The following is a 21,801-nucleotide window of genomic DNA, read 5'->3' on the forward strand; positions in this document are numbered from 1 at the left end:
GGTCTCTAAACTGCTGTCAGATCAGGCTGTTTTATTTTCGGGCCGGATTTTGCGGCAGGAAGTTGTTTCAAGCTTTCCACAAGCTTGTTGCGCGGGATTTTTTTGCCTGCCTTTCCGTCTGCGATCGGTGACGACTCTGCTCCAAAACACAAGGTGAGGTAGGAGGATAGGTCGTCCGGTGTATTAGAGAGATTGATGTTCCACCTTCTCTCAATGAACTTTAGGATCGCCACGCCGCGGATGCCGATAGTCAGCGCGTTCCAGTGCTCAAAGGTTTGAGCAACCTCTGTCGCTGAATAGCTTGCGTTGCTGAACTTACCTCGCTTGCCTACTTCAGCACCCTTTTCAATCAGCGTATAGGCTTCGTTCGATGCTGACGAATTGGCACTTCTGGACAGAAAGAGTAGGTTGCCGACGGAATTCTGAAGCGCTTTACTTAGCCTGCGGTTACGGTTAGACCGGCCATCAATCTCGAAATGCTTGTCCCAGTATGCTTTCCCCTTACCGGCAGGGTCCCGAGGATAGATATGCTCAACGGTCTCGTCGAAGGAGAAGTCATTCCAACCAAGCTTGACGGGATTGTTCCCATTCTTGTGGAAACTTTCCTCGTACTCGTACATGGCCAATCGTGCGAAATCCCACTTGTAATAGCCTTCATTTTCCCGGAATCGACGTTCTACGGCTCTAAGGACATCCTCTTCCGAAAAGATGCCAGACCAAGGAAAACGGCTGTCAGTAAATGATCCGTCCTCGTACTCAGTGTTATCGACCCACGCTTTTACGAAACCTGCCACCAGATGAATGGCCTCAGAGGTTTCTAGCTTATTGATCCCATTTCTCTCAGAGAAAAAACCGTCACGTCCATGCTCTAAGAGCGAATAGGCAGCCCCATCCATATCTGCCTTGCCAAGACTCCCGCGGTTACCGAGGAGTCGTAAGACGATAACGATGAAGCGTTCCACCTGCTCGAGAAGGTCGACGACACTTGCCAAGTCGTTCTCGTGATTATTCGGGTTTACTACGGCTTCCCTCAAACCTGTCGAAGCTCGCATGTAGGCAGAGAGAAGCAATGGCTTAAAGTACGCAAAGCCAGCATGTGCGATTCGCTCAAGCCACTTCTGGTGAATCTTAGGCATCCGGCTTGGGGCATGGATGTGAGACCACCAAGCTGCGCCATGTTCAAGGCTTTTGACATAGTCGCGTATGAGATCTAGCGAAAGGTCGCCATTGCCTACGGCAAATGTGTTTTCAAAGAGAGTCTTCTCCAGCCATTCCGCTTCCCGCTTTCTCTTGAAATAGGCTGTTGCGTGCGCTAGCAAAAATTCATCGTCATGATTTTGGGTCTTAGGGCTTCTGCCCAAGCAGCCATAAATACCTTTCCAAGCCTCGTGTATCTCAAGTCTCAGGTTCGCGGTAACTGCCGCATCCCCCTTCAGGGCCGTGGTGAGGTAAATCAGACGATTTTTGAGCAACTCCATTTGCGACAGGCGGCGGCCACGATTATTGAGAGTCTCGAATGCTACGTGGATATCAAACCCATTCGAGACCTCCAGGATAAAGAGCCGGAAATTTTCGAGAAGAATTTTTAATAGATTCCCGGCTTGCGCCTCGGACAATCTGCTCGCGCACTCCTCAAAATACTTTGCTGCATCTCGAATATTGAGGGCGTAGCTTGACGGTTCAAGAGCCAGACGGGTTGCGATAGCACTGTTATTCAGCGCATAGAAGTCGAAAAAATTCTGTAAATCCGTGTTCTTATTGAAGGTCAGATCATAGGACTCGAAAGGCTTGCCCAATCGTTGACGAAGTGCGTTGGCAAGGATCATTACCGTAATCAGACGCTGTTGGCCGTCGATCACCTCAACGCAATTGGCTTCTGTGCTGGCCTTGCACGGACGCAGCAGCATCATTCCCGTGAAGTGTTGTTGGGCATTGGTTTGCGCAATGTTTTCCATGTCTTGCCAGAGTGCTTTCCACTGAGCCTCGCTCCAGGCGTAACCACGCTGATAATCAGGAATAACAAAGCTGTACCCGGAGAGTACGTCGCCAAGCCCTCTTAATTCTGCACCAGAAAATGCCATTACGCTTGCTCCTGTAGATTTATTTTATTCTATCTGCATTGACGCATTACCTGAAGCAAGTAGGCGAATTGCTGTAACGATACTGAATTGCCCCGGATTCCATAGACCGTTGGCAGCTTTGGGGTGCAGACTAGGCTTAGGTAACCACGCTTGGCAATGACTGCTTCGGCCGATAACCAGACGGCCGCACTATCCCAGCTTGTAGCCAACCTTGGAATCAGTAACGACCACCTTCCCCCGCTTTTGCAGTTCTGCAATCAGGTTTGCGACTTCAACGTCAGAATTGGGTTTCTGCTGCTGTTTCAGCAGCGCCTTGATGGTGCTCGTAAGCGTCGACACTTTGCGAGGCCGCGAAGCCCCCCGTTTCTTCAGATCAGCAAGTACGAGATCAAGAGATGCCGCACTACCACTGCCCACCGCAGGTGTGGCCTTGGCTGCCACTGAAGTTGCGGCAGGGGGCGAACTGGGTGGTACGGAGGGTTCAATGCCACCGCTACCTGGACACTGAAAATTACCCCGCTGATTGAGGACAATCTGCATCTTCTCCTTGATCGACCTGGAACCCAACAGGTTGTTTAGCGACTTGCAGCAGGCAACACAGTTGCCGTCGTCGTTAGTACCACCGTTGGCGCTGGCCACCAGGTGTTCTACTGATGCCTCTGCTTTGGGAAGCTGCTTGCGACAAAAAAAGCACTGGCCGCCTTGGGCGAACAGAAGACGATCAAGATGGGTAGTCATATCGAGAGCGAACGAAACAGATCAGCCCGGGAGCATATCACCAAGTCATTTCCCCTCCTCTGTCTTGTACAATCGGATTCAAAACACACGGGGGCGGGGATGGCGCGTAGAAGACGAGGAAATCGGAGAACGTCAGTAATCGAGGACTTGCTCGATCTCCCCTGGCAATTCAGCGTCGGACTTGGCTTTGCTGTTCTAGTGTTTCTCAAGGGCGTTTTCCCGGCCATTGCAGGTGGCAACATGTTCATGCAGCCCATGGCTGCAGCCGCTTCCAGTCTTGCCTGGCTGTTCTCCGGCGCTTTTTTCCTCATCGCAGCCATTGTCTTCATCAAGGGAAAATTCTCCCAAGGAAAATCACCAGCGACCGAACCGGCGACCAGAACCAGCGCCCCCAGGCAGAAACTCCGGCAGGAACCGGCATATTCGGCGCCAGCCAGCGAAAAACCAGCAGATCACAATACCCGCCCAGACATTCTCGACAAGCTCCTGAGTGATAGCCAGACAACACCCAGCGCGACAAAGCCCAAACCCACCGAATGGACCCTGGACGTCATCCGCGATCTGGAATGGAAACGCTTCGAGGACGTTTGCCAGCAGTTCTACGAGAAGAAAGGCATTCGTAGCGACACGACCGACCTTGGCCCGGATGGCGGCATCGACATCCGCCTCTATCAAGATGATTCCGGTCGCCCGACTTCCATCGTGCAATGCAAGGCCTGGGGTGAGCGTTACGTTGGCGTGAAACCCATCCGCGAATTGCTGGGTGTGATGACCCACGAGAAGATCGCCAAGGCCTTTTTCATGACCAGCGGCTCGTACTCAGACGAAGCCAAGGCAGTTGCCCAAGCCAATCGCATCACACTGATCGACGGCAACATGCTGTTGATGATGATCCAGCGTCTCCCGGCGCCGGAGCGCGAAAGCCTGCTGGCCTTCGCAATCGATGGTGATTACGCAACCCCAACCTGCCCGAGTTGCGGCATCAAGATGGTTGCCAGGCAAGGAACAAATGGAAGATCTGATTTCTGGGGGTGTCAGAACTATCCGCGCTGCCGACAGAAACTTGGCAAACGGCGAGAGCTTAACGCCTAACCTCCCACTACTCGGCACACAACAATCTCCCGAATTCATTCGATGCCCGCCGAGGCACCAAATTCCTCGACAGGCTCGGATTTGCCGCCTATCCTCGCAGACATTGCGCACGGATTCCAAAAGCCTCACTCATGTCTCTCGAAACCTGGTTCGCCTTCTTCATCGCCTGCTGGGTCATCAGCCTGTCGCCCGGCGCCGGTGCCGTTGCCTCGATGTCGTCCGGCCTCAGTTTTGGTTTCCGCCGCGGCTTCTGGAACGCCATCGGCCTGCAACTGGCGCTGATCCTGCAGATCGCCATCGTCGCCGCCGGCGTTGGCGCCATCCTCGCGCGCTCGGAACTGGCCTTCGCGCTGATCAAATGGTTCGGCGTACTCTACCTGCTTTATCTCGGCTGGAAACAGTGGACCGCAGCACCCAGCGACCTGCACGCCGAAGCGGTCGACAAGCGTCGCGGCCACCCCGGCGCCCTGGTCCTGCGCGGCTTCATCGTCAATGCCAGCAACCCCAAGGCCATTGTCTTCATCCTCGCCGTCCTGCCGCAATTCCTCGACGCGACCCGGCCGCTGCTGGCGCAATACCTGACGATGACGATCACCATGGTCGGCGTCGACCTGATCGTGATGGCCGGCTACACCGGCCTCGCCGCCCGCGTCCTGCGCCTGCTGCGCGAACCCGGGCAACAGCGCTTGCTCAACCGCATCTTCGGCGGCCTGTTCGCCGCTGCTGCGGCGCTGCTGGCTACGCTCAGGCAGGCTGCACACTAGCTGATCCGAGACGCTAACCCAATAATTTGAATTTTTATTGGCATTGAGCTGACCTGACACCGTCAGCTTGTACGAAAAAAAGGCCGGGATCGCTCCCGGCCTTTCTGGTTTTTACTGCAATTTCACGGTCGACCGTAAAAATCAGCCCTTTTTGTGCGTCGCCAGACGCGTCCAGGTATCAACCACGGTATCCGGATTCAGCGAGATCGACGAGATGCCCTGATCCATCAGCCATTCGGCCAGATCCGGGTGGTCCGACGGGCCCTGGCCGCAGATGCCGATGTACTTGCCGGCCTTGTTGGCGGCGGAGATGGCCATCGCCAGCAGCATCTTGACGGCCGGGTCGCGTTCGTCGAAGAGGTTGGCGACCAGACCGGAGTCGCGGTCGAGGCCGAGGGTGAGCTGGGTCAAGTCGTTGGAGCCGATCGAGAAGCCGTCGAAGATCTTCAGGAAATCGTCGGCCAGCAGTGCGTTGGACGGGATTTCGCACATCATGATCAGCTTCAGGTCGTGCTCGCCCTGCTTCAGGCCGTGTTCAGCCAGCAGGTCGACAACGGCCTGGCCTTCGCCGACGGTGCGGACGAACGGGACCATCAACTGCACGTTGGTCAGGCCCATTTCTTCACGCACGCGCTTCATCGCGCGGCATTCCATCTCGAAACAGTCGCGGAAGGACTGGGCGACGTAACGCGAGGCACCGCGGAAGCCGAGCATCGGGTTTTCTTCTTCCGGCTCGTACAGGTCGCCGCCGAGCAGCTTGCGGTATTCGTTGGACTTGAAGTCGGACAGGCGGACGATCACCGGGTTCGGCCAGAAGGCGGCGGCGATGGTGGACACGCCTTCAACCAGCTTCTCGACGAAGAAGTCCTTCGGGCTGGCGTAGCCACGGGCGCGGCGCTTGATTTCCTCGCGCTTCGAAGCCGGCAGACGTTCGACATCGAGGATGGCCTTCGGGTGGATGCCGATGACGTTGTTGATGATGAACTCGACGCGTGCCAGACCGACACCGGCGTTCGGCAGTTGGGCGAATTCGAAGGCCAGTTCCGGGTTGCCGACGTTCATCATGACCTTGACCGGGACGTCCGGCATGGCCGAGATGTCGCGGGTGGTGATTTCGAAGTCGAGGCTGCCGCGATAGACGTGGCCGGTATCACCTTCGGTGCAGGAAACCGTCACCACTTCGCCTTCGTTCAGCGTCTCGGTCGCGTCACCGCAGCCAACGATGGCCGGGATGCCCAGTTCGCGGGCGATGATCGCGGCGTGGCAGGTACGGCCGCCACGGTTGGTAACGATGGCCGAAGCGCGCTTCATCACCGGTTCCCAGTTCGGGTCGGTCATGTCGGCAACGAGCACGTCGCCCGGCTTGACCTGGTCCATTTCCTTCGGGTCCTTGACGACGCGGACCGGACCGACGCCGATCTTCTGGCCGATGGCGCGGCCGGAGGCGAGCACCTTGGAGAAGGACTTCAGCTTGAACTTTTCCTGCTTGCCGGCAGAAGCCTGCGACTGCACGGTTTCCGGGCGGGCCTGGAGAATGTAGAGCTTGCCGTCGACGCCGTCCTTGCCCCACTCGATGTCCATCGGACGACCGTAGTGCTTTTCGATGATCTGGGCGTAGCGGGCCAGTTCCATGACTTCTTCGTCATTGATCGAGAACTGGTGGCGCAGGCTTTCTTCAACTTCTTCGGTGATCGTGGACTTGCCGGCGACCTTCTCGGCGGCGAAGGTCATCTTGATCATCTTCGAGCCGAGGTTGCGGCGGATCACGGCCTTCTTGCCCAGTTCGAGCATCGGCTTGTGCACGTAGAACTCGTCCGGATTGACGGCGCCCTGCACCACCGTTTCGCCCAGGCCGTAGCTGGAGGTGACGAAGACGGCGTCGCGGAAGCCGGATTCGGTGTCGAGCGTGAACATCACGCCGGCAGCGCCCTTGTCCGAGCGGACCATGCGCTGGATACCAGCGGACAGCGCGACGTCGGCGTGCACGAAGCCCTTGTGCACGCGGTAGGAAATCGCGCGGTCGTTGTACAGCGACGCGAACACTTCCTTGATCGCGTGCATGATGTTTTCCAGGCCGACGATGTTCAGGAAGGTTTCCTGCTGGCCAGCGAAGGAAGCGTCCGGCAGATCTTCGGCGGTGGCGGAAGAACGCACGGCGAAGGACATGTCGGCGGTGGAATCGGCGACCAGACGCTGATACTGCTCGGTGACAGCAATGGTCAGGTCCATCGGGAACGGCGTGTCGATGATCCACTGGCGGATCTCGGCACCGGCCTTGACCAGTGCGTTGACGTCATCGACGTCGAGCGAATCGAGGACGGCGTTGATCTTGGCATCCAGTCCGGATTGCGCCAGGAAGACGCGGTAGGCATGCGCCGTCGTGGCGAAGCCGCCCGGCACGCGCACGCCGGTGTCGGCGAGCTGGCTGATCATTTCGCCGAGCGAGGAGTTCTTGCCGCCGACCTGGTCGACGTCGGTCATGCGCAGTTTTTCGAAGGGGATTACCAGGGCTTCCATTGCTTTGTCCTTTCGGGGTGGAATTTGAAAAAATCAGGAGGTTGAGAAATCAGTATTCAGGCGACGCTCGGCCGTCTCGCGGCGGGCAACGGAACGCAGCGTCTGGGCCAGCGTTTCGCGCACGAAATCGATATGGGTCTCGGCCGCAGAGCGTGCTGCCTGCGGCTTCTTCTCGGTGATGGCTGCATGGATGGCGGCGTGCTGACTCATCAGCAACTTGCCGGCAGCCGGCACGCTCTTCAGTTCACCGAGATTGAGACGGATGTTGTCGTGCATCAGGCGCAGCAGCGCCGCAGAAAGATGGCCCACCAGCACGTTGTGCGACGCGTCGCTGATGGCCTGGTGAAACGCGATGTCGGCGGCCGAACGTTTTTCCGTATCGTCCACCTGGAAAGAAGCCTGCAGCACCTGGAAGGCCTGATCGAGCCGCTGCAGGTCGGCATCGGTGGCGCGTTCGGCTGCCCATTCGGCAGCCTGGCCTTCGATCATGCGGCGAAACTCCAGCATGTCCTCGCGCAGGTTCGGGTAGCTGCCCATCATTTCCTGCCAGGGATCGAAGAAACTTGCTTCGAGCACGGCGGTCACATAGGTGCCGCCACCCTGGCGACTCTGAACCATACCTTTCGACGCCAGTTTCTGGATCGCTTCACGCAGGCTCGGTCGGGACACGCCAAACTCCAGCGCCAGCTCGCGCTCCGGCGGCAGGCGATCGCCCGGCTTCAACGAGCCTTCGAGAATGCGCCGCTCCAGCGTCGAAGCAACGGCGTCTGAAATACGCGGAACCTGAACCTTGTTTGGCATTGGTATGACCACATTGATTGGTAAGACCAGGCAATTCTAAACAGCGAAACGCGAAAGCGCAAGCTTGGGGATTTCCCTAGCTGCATTGACCAAGTACAGGTTTTAACGTAAATTTCTGCCTTGAGAATTATTGGTCTTACCAATGATCCAATGAAAAAATCCAGACTGGAGACAAGATGATTCCTGCGCATACGCCACCGCCGCGCCCGGCCGACGTTTATTTCTTTGCCACCTGCGTCGTCGACCAGTTTTACCCCGGCGCCGGCATGGACGCCATCACCCTGCTCGAACGCCAGGGCATCCGCGTGCACTTCCCGGAAGAACAGACCTGCTGCGGTCAACCGGCCTATACCAGCGGTTTTCCTGATGCAGCGCGCAAGGTCGCGGCGCATCAGTTGACGCTGTTTCCGCAAGACTGGCCAGTCGTCGTCCCGTCCGGCTCCTGCGCCGGCATGATGAAGCACCATTACCCGACGCTGTTCGCCGCCGACCCGGTACGCAAGGCGCAGGCGGAAAAGCTGTCGGCGCGCGTCTATGAACTGACACAGTTCCTCGTCGACGTGCTCAACTTCAAGCCGGAAGACTGCGGCAGCGACTGCACCGTCGTGCTTCACACCTCCTGCTCGGCCCGCCGCGAAATGGGCGTGCATCTGACCGGGCGCCAACTGCTCGGCGACCTGAAGAACGTCAACGTGGCGCAGCAGGATCATGAATCCGAATGCTGCGGTTTCGGCGGCACCTTCTCGATCAAGCAACCGGAAATTTCCGGCGCGATGGTCGAAGACAAGGTCAAGGCCTTGAAGGCAACCGGCGCCGAGCGCGTCGTCAGCGCCGACTGCGGCTGCCTGATGAACATCCTCGGCCACGCGGCCTGGAAGGATGCACAGGAAGGCCGGAAGACACCAAGCCTGCCCGGCGAACACATCGCCAGCTTTCTCCTGCGGAGGACCAGCAAATGAGCGCCCGCGATCGCATTCTCGGCAAATTGCGCCACGGCGCGCCGTCGACCGTACCTGCCCTGCCCGATGTCGCCAGCTGGTTCGCCGGCCATCGCCCCGTTGAATCCGGCACCGAAAAGGCCGCCCGTTTCCGTCATTTCATCGAACTTGCCCATGCCGAGGTGTATTCGGTCGCCCGTGACAACTGGACGGCGACACTGCACCAGGTACTCAAGGCCCGTGGCATCGGCAAGTTGCTGGTCGCCGAAGGCACGCCGCACGGCGAGGTCGCACTCGACGAACTGCCGCCGCGCGGCGTCGAGTGCAGCGTCTACGACATGGCCATCGAAGCCTGGAAGAGCGAGATGTTCAACGCCACGCCGGCCAGCCTGACGGCCGCCCGCGCCGCCATTGCCGAAACCGGCACGCTGATCCTGTGGCCGGATGCACTGGAACCCCGCCTGATGTCGCTGGTACCGCCGGTGCATGTCGTGCTGCTCGACGCAACGAAGATCTACAACACCTTCTACGAAGCGATGACCGCCGAAGGCTGGCAGGACGGCCTGCCGACCAACTCGCTGCTGATTTCCGGCCCGTCGAAGACCGCCGACATCCAGCAGACGCTGGCCTACGGCGCGCACGGTCCGAAAGAACTGATCGTACTGTTGCTGGAGGGCGAACAATGAACGCCCAGCCCATCCATTTCAAGCCAAGCGAAGGCTTCCGCGCCCGCTCCAAGGCGGTCGTCGACAATCCCTTCCTGCGCCAGAGCTTCCGTGGCGCGATGGATTTCCTGATGAGCAAGCGCGCCGCGCAATTCCCCGACGACGAGGAACTGCAAAGCCTGCGCTCGCTGGGCGAAGCCATCCGCCAGTACAACCTGGCCAAACTGCCCGAGCTGCTCGAACGCCTTGAAGCCAACCTCACCCGCAACGGCGTCAAGGTGCATTGGGCAGAAACGCCGGACGAAGCCAACGCCATCATCCTCGGCATCTGCCAGCGCCATTCGGCGAAGCTGATGGTCAAGGGCAAGTCGATGGTCAGCGAGGAAATCGAGCTCAACCACGCCGCCGAAGCCGCCGGCGTCGGCGCGCTGGAGTCCGACATGGGCGAATACATCGTCCAGCTGGCCAACGAAAAGCCGTCGCACATCATCATGCCGGCGATCCACAAGACCAAGGAGGAAATCGCCCGCCTGTTCGCCGACAAGGTCGAAGGCGTCGATTACACCGACAACGTCGACGCGCTGATCCAGATCGGCCGCAACGTGCTGCGGCAGAAATTCCTGGAGGCCGACATCGGACTGTCCGGCGTCAATTTCGCCGTCGCCGAAACCGGTACGCTGTGCCTGGTCGAAAACGAAGGCAACGGCCGCATGTGTACGACGGCGCCGCCGATCCACATCGCCATCACCGGCATCGAGAAGATCGTCGAAAAGCTCGAACACGTGCCGCCCCTGCTGTCGCTGCTGACCCGCTCGGCCACCGGCCAGAACATCTCGACCTACTTCAACATGATCTCCTCGCCAAGAAAACCCGGCGAGAAGGACGGCCCCGAGGAAGTCCACCTGGTCCTGCTCGACAACGGCCGCAGCCAGGCCTACGCCGACGAACAGCTGCGCAAGACCCTGCAATGCATCCGCTGTGGCGCCTGCATGAACCACTGCCCGGTCTACACCCGCATCGGCGGCCACGCCTACGGCACCACCTACCCCGGCCCGATCGGCAAGATCGTCTCGCCGCACATGCTGGGTCTCGAAGCGACCTCTTCCATGGCCACCGCGTCGTCGCTCTGTGGCGCCTGCGGCGAGGTCTGCCCGGTGAAGATTCCGATTCCGGAACTGCTGATGCGGCTGCGCGAAGAGGCGTTTACCGCACCGCATGCTGATCCGGTGATGCGGGGACAGGGAGCGGGGTATTCGCCGTTGATTTCAGGGATTTGGCGGGGCTGGGCGATGGTTTATCGCTCGCCATTGCTGTACCGGATGGCGACCTGGCTGGGGAGTCGGTTTGGTGGATTGCTGCCGGCGCGGCAAGGGGCTTGGACTTCGGTTCGGGTGCCGTTGCGGCCGGCGGGGAAGCGGTTGAGGGATATGCTTCGGGAACGTGGGTGATGCCTGGTTCGCTTTCTGAACCTGGGGGTTCCGCGCTTGAGGCGCGGGCATACTTTCTTTTGCTTCGCCAAAAGAAAGTAGCCAAAGAAAAGGCGACCCCAGGTTACGCGGTCGGCGTTGCCGACTGCCCTGCGCTACTCGCTGCTGGCGGGGGCTGCGGAACTCGGCCCTGCGGGCCTCAGACAGTCCTCGCCCTTTTTCCGCCAGCAGCTCCGTTGCTCGGCGCTTCACATGGGGACCCCAAATGCGTCCGGGCACTAGCGCCAGTCTTTTTTCATGAATATTGCGGTCGACCGCGCAAAACAGCCAAAAATCGCTCCCGCTGTTTGAGCTTGGACGCCTTTCCGGGCCCCTTGAGAGGTGCCGAGCAACGCAGGAACGCCGGGGGCTTTCGGCGAGGACTGTTTGAGGGGCGCAGCCCCGAGTTCCGCAGCCGCCCGGCGTTTCGAGTAGCGCAGGGAACCGGCGCAGCCGGCGCAGCCGGCGCCGACCCAGGGTCGCCTTTTCTTTGCTTACTTTCTTTTGGCGAAGCAAAAGAAAGTGAGACGCGCCTCAAGCGCGGAACCCCAAGCCAATAAAAAAACCACCACATAAATCCGAGACGACACCAAGCCAAAACCATGAGCCAACTCATCCACCACCTCCGCCAACACCTCCCCGAAAACCAGGTCATCACCGATGAACTGCGCCTCCTCGCCTACGGCACCGACGCCAGCTTCTACCGCCTGATACCGGAGGTCATCACCATCGTCGAAACGGAAAATGACCTGAAAACGGTGTTGACCGCAGCACGGCAGAACCAGCGTCCGGTTACCTTCCGTGCTGCCGGCACCAGCCTGTCCGGGCAGGCGATCAGTGATGGTGTGCTGGCGCTGATCGGTGAAGGTTTCGCCACTTGCGAGATCAGTGCCGATGCCGGCAAGGTCACCGTTGGGCCGGGGATGGTGGGTGGTGAGGTGAATCGGCGGCTGGCGCCGCATGGGCGCAAGATCGGTCCTGATCCGGCGTCGATCGGCGCGGCTCGGATCGGTGGCATTGCCGCCAACAACGCGTCCGGCATGTGCTGCGGGACGGCGCAGAACAGCTACCGGACGCTGGCCGGCATGCGTGTGATGCTGGCCGACGGTACCGTGCTCGACACTGAAGATGCGCGCAGCCGCGACGCCTTCTCGCTGTCGCATGCGGTACTGCTCGGCGAACTGGAGCGGCTGGGTCGCAACACCCGCGACAACACGCGGCTGGCCGAACGCATCCGGCACAAGTTCAAGATCAAGAACACCACCGGCTACAGCCTGAATGCGCTGGTCGATTACGAGGATCCGTTCGACATCCTCGCCCACCTGATGATCGGTTCCGAAGGCACGCTCGGTTTCATTTCCCGGATCACTTACCAGACCGTCGTCGAAGACCCGTACAAGGCGTCGGCGCTGGTTTTCTTCCCGGACATCCGTACCGCCTGCGAAGCGGTGATCCGGCTGAAGCCGCAACCGGTGGCAGCGGTCGAGCTGCTCGACCGCCCTGCCCTGCACTCGGTCGAGAACAAGCCGGTGCTGCCGGCAATCATGCGCGCGCTGGGCGAGGACGCGGCGGCGCTGCTGATCGAGGTCCGCGCTGCCAGCGCCGACCTGCTGCAGGAAAAGATTGCCGCCGTCCATGGCGCCATGGACGGCATTGCCACGGTCGAGCCGATGGCCTTCTCGACCGATCCGGCGACCTGCGACATGTACTGGAAGGTACGCAAGGGCACCTTCCCGTCGGTTGGCGCAATGCGGCGCACCGGCACGACGGTGCTGATCGAGGACGTCGCCTTCCCGATCGAGTCGCTGGCCGACGCCACGCTCGACCTGCAGGCGCTGCTGCGCCATCACGGCTATCACGAGGCGATCATTTTCGGTCACGCGCTGGAGGGCAACCTGCACTTCGTGTTCACCCAGGATTTCGGCGATCCGGCCGAGGTCGACCGCTACGCCCGCTTCATGGACGACGTCTGCCAGCTGGTGGTCGGCAAGTACGACGGCTCGCTGAAGGCGGAGCACGGCACCGGGCGCAACATGGCGCCATTCGTCGAAATGGAATGGGGCAAGGATGCCACCGACCTGATGCGCCGGATCAAGGCTTTGTTCGATCCGGAAAACCTGCTCAACCCGGGGGTCATCCTCAACGACAATCCGCACGCCCACCTGGAAAACCTGAAGCCGATGCCGGCCGCCGAGGACATCGTCGATCGCTGCATCGAATGCGGCTTCTGCGAACCGCTGTGCCCGTCGCACCGGCTGACGCTGTCGCCGCGTCAGCGCATCGTCAGCGTCCGCGAATTGTCGCGCCGAGCTGCCGCCGGCGAGCCGGCCGGCAGCATCGGCGAAGATTACGCCTACATGGGGCTCGACACCTGCGCCGGTTGCGGCCTGTGCTCGACGGCTTGCCCGGTCGGCATCGACACCGGCGACCTGACCCGGCGACTGCGCGGCCGTCGGCTCGGCGACAGCGCGCGTGCGGTCAACGCCTGGACTGGCCGCAATTTCGGCACGCTGGCCACCGTCTCGCGCCTGGGCCTGAGCGCCGGCCACGCCGTTGCCGCCGTCGTCGGCGACCGCCTGCTCGGCCGCCTTTCCGGCGGCGCCTGGAAATCGCCGATGCCGCACGCCGGCAAGGCGCCGGCAGCGCGTACCGGCAGCGGCGATCCGGTGGTCTATTTCCCGACCTGCGGCGGCCGCATCTTCGGGCCATCAAACGCCGGCGACGCGCAACTGGGCGATGTCATCGTAGAACTGCTGCGCCGCGCCGGTTACGCGCCCATCCTGCCGGCCGGTTTCGACAGCCTGTGCTGCGGCCAGATGCTGGCGAGCAAGGGCATGACCGAGGAAGCCGAAGGCATGTCGCGGACGCTGGAAGCCGCGCTGATGGCGGCTTCGGAAAATGGCCGCTACCCGGTGATCATGGACGCCAGCACCTGCTCGGCCCGGATGCAGCAGCACCTGGCCGGCCGCTTGAAGCTTTACGACTTTCACGAGTTCGCCGTCGATGCACTGCTGCCGCGGCTGATGATCCGCAAGCAAGCCGGCCCGGTGGCGCTGCATGTCAATTGCTCGGTGCGCAAGAACGGCGCCGACGCCAAGCTGCGCACGCTGCTCCGGGCCTGCGCCGACGAAATCGTCGAGCCGGCCAGTGTCACCTGCTGCGGCTTTGCCGGTGACCGCGGTTTTGTCGTGCCCGAGCTGAACCAGCATGCGCTGCGCAAGATCCACAACGAACTGCCGGCCGCTTGCGCCTGCGGCGTGTCGACCAACCGCACCTGCGAGATCGGCCTCAGCGCCGAAACCGGGATCAACTACCAGTCGATCGCCTATTTGCTGGAAAAATGCAGTCGACCGCTGGAAAACCCTTGCTGACTGGCGAGCGCACGACTCGCTACAATCTCCGGAAATTCTCCCGCCTGGACAACTCATGACCGATTCCGCTCTCGACAGCAGCAAGGACGAACCGCTGCGCAACGACATCCGCCTGCTCGGCCGCCTGCTCGGCGACACCGTGCGCGACCAGGAGGGCGAAGCCGTCTTCGACATCGTCGAAAACGTGCGGCAGACGGCCATCCGCTTCGCCCGCGACGGCGACCCGGCGAGCCGCGACGAACTCGCCGCGCTGCTCGATCCGCTGCCGCGCGACACGACGCAAGCCGTGGTCCGCGCCTTCTCGTATTTCCTGCAACTGGCCAACATCGCCGAGGACGAGCATCACATCCGCCGGCGTCGTGCCCATGATCTGGCCGGTTCGCCGCCGCGTGAAGGCAGCCTGGTTTTTGCCCTCGATACGCTGTCGACCGCAAAAGTCTCGCCGGAAGCCATCGCCGACTTCTTCGCCCACGCGCTGGTCGCCCCGGTACTCACCGCGCACCCGACCGAAGTCCAGCGCCAGAGCCTGATCCGCAATCACCGCGACATCGCCGCCCTGCTCGACCGCCGCGAGCGCCTGCAGATGACGCCGGAAGAAGAAGCCGAGAACGATCTCGGGCTGGCCAACGCCATCCTGACGCTGTGGCAGTCACGGATGCTGCGCCCGGTGCGCCTGAAGGTGCTCGACGAGGTCAAGAACGGCATCAGCTATTTCCGCGAAACCTTCTTCACCGAACTGCCGCGCCTCTACATCCAGGCCACCCAGCAACTGCAGAAGCGCTACCCGAAGACGATCTGGGCGCTGCCGCCGTTCTTCCGCGTCGGCAGCTGGATCGGCGGCGACCGCGACGGCAACCCCTTCGTCACCGCCGAAATCCTGCGCGAAGCGCTGCGCCTGCAATCGGCGGCGACGCTCAACCACTACCTCGACGAAGTCCACGAACTGGGCGCCGAACTGCCGCTGTCCGAACTGCTCGTCGACGTCACACCAGAACTGCGGGCGATGGCCGAGCGCTCGCCCGACCAGTCGCCGCAGCGCATCGACGAACCCTATCGCCGCGCGCTGTCCGGCATCTATGCGCGTGTCGCCGCAACGGCCCGGCAACTCGATCACGTCGAACCTGTCCGCCACGAAATCGGCCATGCCGAACCCTACGCGACGCCGGCCGAACTGCGCGCCGACCTGAAAATCCTGGCCAACTCGCTGAAGCTCAACGGCGGCGCCAGTCTGGCCGGCGGTCGCTTGCGCCGGCTGCTGCGTGCCGTCCAGGTCTTCGGCTTCCACCTGGCACCGATCGACCTGCGCCAGAATTCCGAAGTCCATGCCCGCAGCGTCGCCGCCCTGCTCGCTGCCGCCGGCCGTTGCCCGGACTACGAAACGCTGACGGAAAACGCCCGAATCCGGCTGTTGACCGAAGAATTGTCCACACCGCGCCCGCTGTATTCACCGTGGCTGACCTACGAAGAGGAAACGCAGGGCGAGCTGGCGATCTTCTTCGCCGCCCGCGAATTGCGCGAAAAATACGGTACCGCCGCGCTGCCCAACTGCATCATCTCGAAAACCGACGGTGTTTCCGACCTGCTCGAACTGGCGCTGCTGCTCAAGGAATCCGGTCTGCTGCGCCCGGGCGCTACGCCGCAACTCGACGTCAATATCATCCCGCTGTTCGAAACCATCGAGGACTTGCAGAAGAGCGCGGCAACGATGGCCGGCGTCTTCGCGCTGCCGGTCTATCGCCAGCTGGTCGCCGGCCGTGGTAACGAGCACGAAGTCATGCTCGGCTATTCCGATTCCAACAAGGATGGCGGTTTCCTGACCTCGGGCTGGGAACTGTACAAGGCCGAGATCGAGCTGACCGGCGTGTTCCGCGAACACGGCGTCCGCCTGCGCCTGTTCCACGGTCGCGGCGGCTCGGTCGGCCGTGGTGGCGGCCCGTCCTATCACGCCATCCTGGCCCAGCCGGCCGGTGCCGTTTCCGGCCAGATCCGGCTGACCGAACAGGGCGAAGTCATCTCGACCAAATACGGCAACCCGGACAACGGCCGGCGCAATCTCGAAGTGCTGCTCGCCGCGACGCTGGAAGCCAGCCTGACCGACCACGAAAACCAGCTCGAACCGGCCGGCCAGTTCCACGCGGTCATGGACCAGCTATCGCAGCGCGCGTTCACCGCCTATCGCGGCCTGGTCTATGAAACGCCCGGATTCACCACCTATTTCCGGCAATCGACCGTCGTCTCGGAAATCGCCCAGCTGAACATCGGCAGCCGCCCGGCCTCGCGCAAGGCCTCCGAGCGCATCGAAGACCTGCGGGCCATTCCCTGGGTTTTCTCGTGGGCCCAGTGCCGCCTGATGCTGCCCGGCTGGTATGGCTTCGGCAGTGCCGTCGACAGCTATCTCGGCGAACAACCGGAAGGCCTGAACATGCTGCGCCGGATGCTCAAGTCCTGGCCTTTCTTCAAGAGCCTGCTGTCGAACATGGACATGGTGCTGGCCAAGACCGACCTCGCCATCGCCTCGCGCTATGCCGAACTGGTCGTCGATGCCGACCTGCGCGAAAGCATCTTCGCGCGCATCGTCGGCGAATGGGAACTGACCCGCAAGCACCTGCTGGCCATCCTGCAGCAGGATGATTTCCTCGGCGACAACCCGATGCTCAAGCGCTCGCTGCAACTGCGCGCGCCCTACATGGACCCGCTCAACCACCTGCAGGTCGAACTGCTCAAACGCCATCGTGCCGGTGACACCGACGAGCGCGTGGCCCGCGGCATCCACCTGACGATCAACGGCATCGCTTCCGGACTGCGCAACAGCGGTTAGAATCACGCCCCATGCCTACACCGATCAAACGCACAGTCTTCTTCATCTCCGATGGCACCGGCCTGACCGTCGAGGCCCTCGGCCACAGCCTGCTCACCCAGTTCGAGAAGGTGGAGTTCCGGCAGATACGCATTCCCTTCCTCGACAGCATCGACAAGGCGCAGGATGCCGTTGCCCGCATCAACGCCCAGGGCGAAGCCGACGGCATGCGTCCCATCGTGTTCACCACGCTGATCGATGCCGAACTGGCCGGGATCGTGCATCAGGCTGACGCCTTCTCCATGTCGTATTTCGAAACTTTCCTCGCCCCGCTGGAAAACGAACTCGGCCTGAAATCGAGCCATACCGTCGGCCGCTCGCACGGCACCGCCGACAGTTCGGACTACAAGAACCGGATCGAGGCGATCAACTACACGCTGGCGCACGACGACGGCATCACCGATCGCGGGCTGGAGGAAGCCGACGTCATCCTGGTGGCGGTATCGCGCTGCGGCAAGACGCCGACCTCGCTTTACCTGGCCATGCAGTTCGGCCTGAAGGCGGCGAATTTCCCGCTGATCCCGGAAGATTTCGATCGCGGTCGCCTGCCGGGAACGCTGGAAAAACATCGCCCCAAGCTGTTCGGCCTGACCATCCAGCCGGAACGACTGGCGCAGATCCGTGAAGAACGCCGCGCTGCCAGCAACTACGCATCGCTGGCCAACTGCCGCTATGAAATCGCCGAGGCGGAAAAGATGATGCGTCGCGAGGGCATCCGCTGGCTCGACTCATCGACCAAGTCGATCGAGGAAATCTCGGCCACCATCCTGCAGGAACTGAATCTGCGCTGAGCGGGCAAGCCGCTTCAGGCTTGCCGGCGCCGGACCATCTCGAACAGGCAGACCGCCGCTGCCGCACCGACATTCAGCGACTCGACCGCACCCGGCATCGGAATGCGGATCTTCAGTTGGGCCGCGTCGATCAGTTCTCGCCGCACGCCCAGCCCTTCCGAGCCGAAAACCCAGGCCAGCGGGCCCTGCCATCCGGCCGCATAGAGTGACGTCGCACCGTCCAGACAGGTGACTGCCGTCGTTCCGGCATAGCTTGCGATGAATGCGCCCAAGTCGGCTTCTTCGTGGATGTCGAGGACGAAATGGGCGCCCTGGCCGGCGCGCAACACCTTCGGCGACCACGCCGCAGCGCAGCCGGGCGACAGCAGGACCTGACGGACGCCGGCGGCGGCGGCGCTGCGCAGCAGGCTGCCGAGATTACCCGGGTCCTGCACGCCGTCGAGCAAAACTGCATCTTTTTCCCGGTCGACCGCAACATTTGCCTGCGGCGTATCGACCACCGCCAGCAGGCCGCTGGGCGTATCAACCAGCCCGAGTTCGCGCATCAGCGCCGCGCTGATGACGGTGCACTCACGCTCACCAAGCCAGGCCTGGATTTCGCCGCCGGCCAGCGCCGATTCGCTGACGATCAGGCTGCTCACCGGCCCGCGCTGCGCCTCCCAGGCCTCGACCAGATGCAGGCCATCAAGCAGCGTCTGGCCGCTCTTGCGCCGTTCGCGGCCGGATTCGGCCAGCCGCTTCAATTGCTTGAAAAAGGCGTTGTCGCGGGACTGGATCAGCTTCACAGCAGCGACAATTGCCGGGCAACCGGCCCGAAGCTGCGCCGATGCACCGGCGAGGCGCCGTGCTCGACCAGCGCGGCGCAGTGGGCTGCCGTCGGGTAGCCCATGTGCCGGTCGAAACCATAGTGCGGATAAAGTTCGTGCAGCACCAGCATGCCGGCGTCGCGTACTGTCTTGGCCAGGATCGACGCGGCGGCGATCGAAGCGATCTTGCCGTCGCCCTGGACCACGGCCTCGGCCGGCACTTCGAGCGGCGGACAGCGGTTGCCGTCGATCATTGCCAGCTCCGGCCGGATCGCCAGCCCGGCAACGGCGCGCTGCATGGCCAGCATCGTCGCATGCAGGATGTTCAGCCGGTCGATCTCCTCGACGCTGGCTTCGGCCACACACCAGGCCAGGGCCTTTTCCCGGATTTCAACGGCCAGCGCATCGCGCTTTTTCTCCGACAGCTTCTTCGAGTCGTTGAGGCCGGCAATCGGCCGTGCCGGATCGAGGATCACCGCTGCCGCCACCACCGGACCGGCCAGCGGCCCGCGCCCGGCTTCGTCGACACCGCAGACCAGGCCGTCGGGGACGATCAGCGCAGGCATTCGATGACCGCCCGCGCGGCCTTCTCGGCCGTATTCTGGCGCAACTGCAGGTGCAGCTCGGTGAACGCCTGTTCGATCGCCTTCGCGTTGTCCTTGTCTTCGTACAGCTTGACCAGCGCCTCGGCCAGATTCTCCGGCGTTGCATCGTCCTGCAGGATTTCCGGCACGACGAACCGTCCACACAGGACGTTGGGCAAACCGACGTAAGGCAGATAGGCCATGCGCTTCATCAGTCGATACGAGAATTTCGCGATCTTGTAAGTGATGACCATCGGCCGCTTGATCAGGGCCGCTTCCAGCGTCGCCGTGCCGCTGGCGATCAGCGCCACGTCGGATGCACCGACGGCGGACTGGGCATGACCAAAGAGCAGACGGAAGGGAATGTCGGCCGCGTGCTGGCGATAGATCGCCGCCTCGAACTGCAGCCGGGTTTCGCGCGTCGCCAGCGGCACGACGAACACCGCATCGGGCAGGAAACGCTCGCGGATGATCTTCGCCGTCTGGACGAAGGTATCCGCCATGCTTTCCAGCTCGCCGCGACGACTGCCGGGCAGCATGGCGAAGATCGGATAGTCGCGGGGCAGCGCGAGCTTTTCACGCACTTCCTGGCGATTCGTTTCGAGCGGAATGATGTCGGCCAGCGGATGCCCGACATAGGTCACCGGAATGCGCTCTTTCTCGTAGAGCGGTGGCTCCATCGGGAACAGCGCCAGCACGCGCTTGACGGCGCGGCCGATCTTCTTGATCCTGCCCCCCCGCCAGGCCCAGATCGACGGGCTGACGTAATGTACCGTCGGCACGCCGGCAGCCTTCAGGCTGGTTTCCAGACCGAGGTTGAAATCCGGCGCATCGATGCCGATGAAGATATCCGGGCGCAGATCAAGCAGGCGTTTTTTCAGTTGCCGGCGGATACCGGAGATTTCGCGGTAATGCTTGAGCGCATCCCAGTAGCCCATGACCGAGAGTTTCCCCATCGGCCACCAGCAATCCATCCCCTGCCCCTGCATGCGCGGACCACCAATGCCGTAGAAGACCGCATCCGGCAATTCCTTCTTCAGGGCGGCAATCAGGTGACCGCCCAGCAGATCGCCGGAGGCCTCGCCCGCCACCATCGCAATACGGACGACCGTGCTCATGTCAGCGAATGATGCCCCGTTTGGAGACTTCGAGGAAATCGACAAAGCGCTGGACGTCCGGCTGGGTCTTCGCGTCGTCGGCCAGTTTGGCTTTGGCCTCCTCGAGCAGCAGGCCGGACTTGTACAGGGTCCGGTAGGCGCGCTTCAGCGAGGTGATCGAATCGGCAGTGAAGCCGCGACGCTTCAGGCCTTCGACGTTGATGCCGTAAGGCTGGGCGGTATTGCCGGCAGCCATCAGGTAAGGCGGCACGTCCTGCAGGATGACGGTGCTGACAGCGGTCATCACGTGCGCACCGATGCGGCAGAACTGATGCACGCCGGTGAAACCGCCGAGAATCGCCCAGTCCTCGACGACCACATGACCGGCCAGCTGGGAATTGTTGGCGAAGGTGCACTTGTTGCCGACCTGGCAGTCGTGCGCGATATGCACGTAGGCCATGATCCAGTTGTCGTCACCGATGCGGGTCACGCCGACATCCTGGACGGTACCGAGATTGAAGGTGCAGAACTCGCGGATCGTGTTGCGGTCACCGATCTCCAGGCGGGTCGGTTCGCCGGCGTATTTCTTGTCCTGCGGTACCTCGCCCAGCGAACAGAACTGGAAGATATGGTTGTCGCGACCGATGCGCGTATGGCCGGAAATCACCACATGCGGACCGACGACAGTGTTGTCGCCGATCTCGACATGCGGACCGATGATCGAATAGGCACCGATCTCAACGTTGGCGCCGATCTTTGCGCCAGGATCGACGATGGCTGTCGGATGAATCATCTTACAGGTCCCGCTTGGCACACATCAGCTTCGCCGAGGCGGCCAGTTGGCCGTCGACCCGTGCTTCCGCCTTGTACTTCCAGATACCACGCATCTGGCGTTCGATTTCGACGTGCAGATGCAGCTGGTCACCCGGCATCACCGGCCGCTTGAAGCGCGCTTCGTCGATCCCGGCAAAATAGAAGACGGTATCCGGCGACGGCTTTTCTTCCATGGTCTTGAACGACAGGATGCCTGCGGCCTGCGCCAGGGCTTCCATGATCAGGACGCCGGGCATCACCGGATGATGCGGGAAGTGACCGACAAAGAACGGCTCGTTGATCGTCACGTTCTTGTAAGCATGGATGGACGTACCCGGGATGATCTCGACCACACGGTCGACCAGCAGGAACGGATAGCGATGCGGCAAGTGTTCAAGAATCTCGTGAATATCCATTTTT

The 21,801-nt window shown here is 61.7% G+C and carries 17 protein-coding genes; 8 read left to right on the plus strand and 9 right to left on the minus strand.

Features of this window, described 5'->3' with window-relative positions:
* Positions 1–5 precede the first annotated feature (5 nt).
* A complete protein-coding gene (locus BJN45_RS07905; RefSeq protein WP_076093722.1) occupies positions 6–2,081 on the minus strand; it encodes a DUF262 domain-containing protein in 2,076 nt (691 codons plus the stop codon).
* A 189-nt stretch (positions 2,082–2,270) separates the two neighbouring features.
* Positions 2,271–2,819, minus strand: coding sequence for an HNH endonuclease (locus BJN45_RS07910; protein ID WP_076093724.1), 549 nt, complete (start codon positions 2,817–2,819; stop codon positions 2,271–2,273).
* A 147-nt stretch (positions 2,820–2,966) separates the two neighbouring features.
* Here BJN45_RS07910 and BJN45_RS07915 point away from each other — a divergent pair, with 147 nt between their 5' ends.
* Together BJN45_RS07915 and BJN45_RS07920 are read left to right on the plus strand one after the other, a co-directional pair.
* A complete protein-coding gene (locus BJN45_RS07915; RefSeq protein WP_170873050.1) occupies positions 2,967–3,911 on the plus strand; it encodes a restriction endonuclease in 945 nt (314 codons plus the stop codon).
* 131 nt (positions 3,912–4,042) lie between these two features.
* Positions 4,043–4,675 (plus strand): LysE family transporter, encoded by a 633-nt coding sequence (locus BJN45_RS07920; protein WP_076093727.1) that lies wholly within the window; start codon positions 4,043–4,045, stop codon positions 4,673–4,675.
* A 141-nt stretch (positions 4,676–4,816) separates the two neighbouring features.
* Here the strand turns inward: BJN45_RS07920 and ppsA are convergent, their stop codons facing one another.
* Positions 4,817–7,192, minus strand: coding sequence for a phosphoenolpyruvate synthase (gene ppsA, locus BJN45_RS07925; RefSeq protein ID WP_076093729.1), 2,376 nt, complete (start codon positions 7,190–7,192; stop codon positions 4,817–4,819).
* Between the two features lie 33 nt (positions 7,193–7,225).
* Entirely contained in the window at positions 7,226–7,993 is a 768-nt protein-coding gene (locus tag BJN45_RS07930; RefSeq protein ID WP_076093731.1) for a GntR family transcriptional regulator, read from the minus strand.
* 176 nt (positions 7,994–8,169) lie between these two features.
* Between BJN45_RS07930 and BJN45_RS07935 the strand changes: the two genes are divergently transcribed.
* From BJN45_RS07935 to ppsR, 6 genes are all read left to right on the plus strand, one after another.
* On the plus strand, positions 8,170–8,952 hold the full coding sequence (locus BJN45_RS07935; RefSeq protein ID WP_076093733.1) for a (Fe-S)-binding protein: 783 nt from the start codon (positions 8,170–8,172) through the stop codon (positions 8,950–8,952).
* On the plus strand, positions 8,949–9,617 hold the full coding sequence (locus BJN45_RS07940) for a LutC/YkgG family protein (RefSeq protein WP_076093735.1): 669 nt from the start codon (positions 8,949–8,951) through the stop codon (positions 9,615–9,617). The genes BJN45_RS07935 and BJN45_RS07940 overlap by 4 nt, the downstream gene beginning before the upstream one ends.
* Positions 9,614–11,044, plus strand: coding sequence for a LutB/LldF family L-lactate oxidation iron-sulfur protein (locus BJN45_RS07945; RefSeq protein ID WP_076093737.1), 1,431 nt, complete (start codon positions 9,614–9,616; stop codon positions 11,042–11,044). Before BJN45_RS07940 ends, BJN45_RS07945 begins: the two co-directional genes overlap by 4 nt.
* A gap of 620 nt (positions 11,045–11,664) precedes the next feature.
* Entirely contained in the window at positions 11,665–14,433 is a 2,769-nt protein-coding gene (locus tag BJN45_RS07950) for an FAD-binding and (Fe-S)-binding domain-containing protein (RefSeq protein ID WP_076093739.1), read from the plus strand.
* Positions 14,434–14,488: 55 nt separating this feature from the next.
* Positions 14,489–17,251 (plus strand): phosphoenolpyruvate carboxylase, encoded by a 2,763-nt coding sequence (ppc, locus tag BJN45_RS07955; protein WP_076093741.1) that lies wholly within the window; start codon positions 14,489–14,491, stop codon positions 17,249–17,251.
* An 11-nt stretch (positions 17,252–17,262) separates the two neighbouring features.
* Complete coding sequence (gene ppsR / locus BJN45_RS07960; protein WP_076093743.1) at positions 17,263–18,081, plus strand: posphoenolpyruvate synthetase regulatory kinase/phosphorylase PpsR; 819 nt, start codon at positions 17,263–17,265, stop codon at positions 18,079–18,081.
* Positions 18,082–18,095: 14 nt separating this feature from the next.
* On the opposite strand, the gene BJN45_RS07965 is transcribed toward ppsR, so the two are convergent.
* Genes BJN45_RS07965 through fabZ form a run of 5 tightly spaced genes read right to left on the minus strand, consistent with a single transcriptional unit; the run spans position 18,096 to position 21,797 of the window.
* Positions 18,096–18,866 carry a TrmH family RNA methyltransferase gene (locus tag BJN45_RS07965; protein ID WP_076093745.1) on the minus strand — a complete coding sequence of 257 codons (771 nt, stop codon included), beginning with the start codon at positions 18,864–18,866 and terminating at the stop codon, positions 18,096–18,098.
* Positions 18,863–19,453, minus strand: a complete 591-nt coding sequence (gene rnhB / locus BJN45_RS07970) for a ribonuclease HII (RefSeq protein WP_076093748.1) — start codon at positions 19,451–19,453, stop codon at positions 18,863–18,865. The genes BJN45_RS07965 and rnhB overlap by 4 nt, the downstream gene beginning before the upstream one ends.
* Complete coding sequence (gene lpxB, locus BJN45_RS07975; protein ID WP_076093751.1) at positions 19,441–20,589, minus strand: lipid-A-disaccharide synthase; 1,149 nt, start codon at positions 20,587–20,589, stop codon at positions 19,441–19,443. Before lpxB ends, rnhB begins: the two co-directional genes overlap by 13 nt.
* Position 20,590: 1 nt before the next feature.
* Positions 20,591–21,361, minus strand: a complete 771-nt coding sequence (lpxA, locus tag BJN45_RS07980) for an acyl-ACP--UDP-N-acetylglucosamine O-acyltransferase (RefSeq protein ID WP_076093754.1) — start codon at positions 21,359–21,361, stop codon at positions 20,591–20,593.
* A gap of 1 nt (position 21,362) precedes the next feature.
* Entirely contained in the window at positions 21,363–21,797 is a 435-nt protein-coding gene (fabZ, locus tag BJN45_RS07985) for a 3-hydroxyacyl-ACP dehydratase FabZ (RefSeq protein WP_076093756.1), read from the minus strand.
* Positions 21,798–21,801 lie beyond the last annotated feature (4 nt).

This window comes from Azonexus hydrophilus (assembly GCF_001956855.1).
Taxonomy (GTDB): domain Bacteria; phylum Pseudomonadota; class Gammaproteobacteria; order Burkholderiales; family Rhodocyclaceae; genus Azonexus; species Azonexus hydrophilus_A.

What these genes read in the sequence shown, in the direction of transcription:
- BJN45_RS07905 (WP_076093722.1), bottom strand. Translation starts at nt 2,081, where the DNA reads ATGGCATTTTCTGGTGCAGAATTAAGAGGGCTTGGCGACGTACTCTCC.
- BJN45_RS07910 (WP_076093724.1), bottom strand. Translation starts at nt 2,819, where the DNA reads ATGACTACCCATCTTGATCGTCTTCTGTTCGCCCAAGGCGGCCAGTGC.
- BJN45_RS07920 (WP_076093727.1), top strand. Translation starts at nt 4,043, where the DNA reads ATGTCTCTCGAAACCTGGTTCGCCTTCTTCATCGCCTGCTGGGTCATC.
- ppsA (WP_076093729.1), bottom strand. Translation starts at nt 7,192, where the DNA reads ATGGAAGCCCTGGTAATCCCCTTCGAAAAACTGCGCATGACCGACGTC.
- BJN45_RS07930 (WP_076093731.1), bottom strand. Translation starts at nt 7,993, where the DNA reads ATGCCAAACAAGGTTCAGGTTCCGCGTATTTCAGACGCCGTTGCTTCG.
- BJN45_RS07935 (WP_076093733.1), top strand. Translation starts at nt 8,170, where the DNA reads ATGATTCCTGCGCATACGCCACCGCCGCGCCCGGCCGACGTTTATTTC.
- BJN45_RS07940 (WP_076093735.1), top strand. Translation starts at nt 8,949, where the DNA reads ATGAGCGCCCGCGATCGCATTCTCGGCAAATTGCGCCACGGCGCGCCG.
- BJN45_RS07945 (WP_076093737.1), top strand. Translation starts at nt 9,614, where the DNA reads ATGAACGCCCAGCCCATCCATTTCAAGCCAAGCGAAGGCTTCCGCGCC.
- BJN45_RS07950 (WP_076093739.1), top strand. Translation starts at nt 11,665, where the DNA reads ATGAGCCAACTCATCCACCACCTCCGCCAACACCTCCCCGAAAACCAG.
- ppc (WP_076093741.1), top strand. Translation starts at nt 14,489, where the DNA reads ATGACCGATTCCGCTCTCGACAGCAGCAAGGACGAACCGCTGCGCAAC.
- ppsR (WP_076093743.1), top strand. Translation starts at nt 17,263, where the DNA reads ATGCCTACACCGATCAAACGCACAGTCTTCTTCATCTCCGATGGCACC.
- rnhB (WP_076093748.1), bottom strand. Translation starts at nt 19,453, where the DNA reads ATGCCTGCGCTGATCGTCCCCGACGGCCTGGTCTGCGGTGTCGACGAA.
- lpxB (WP_076093751.1), bottom strand. Translation starts at nt 20,589, where the DNA reads ATGAGCACGGTCGTCCGTATTGCGATGGTGGCGGGCGAGGCCTCCGGC.
- lpxA (WP_076093754.1), bottom strand. Translation starts at nt 21,361, where the DNA reads ATGATTCATCCGACAGCCATCGTCGATCCTGGCGCAAAGATCGGCGCC.
- fabZ (WP_076093756.1), bottom strand. Translation starts at nt 21,797, where the DNA reads ATGGATATTCACGAGATTCTTGAACACTTGCCGCATCGCTATCCGTTC.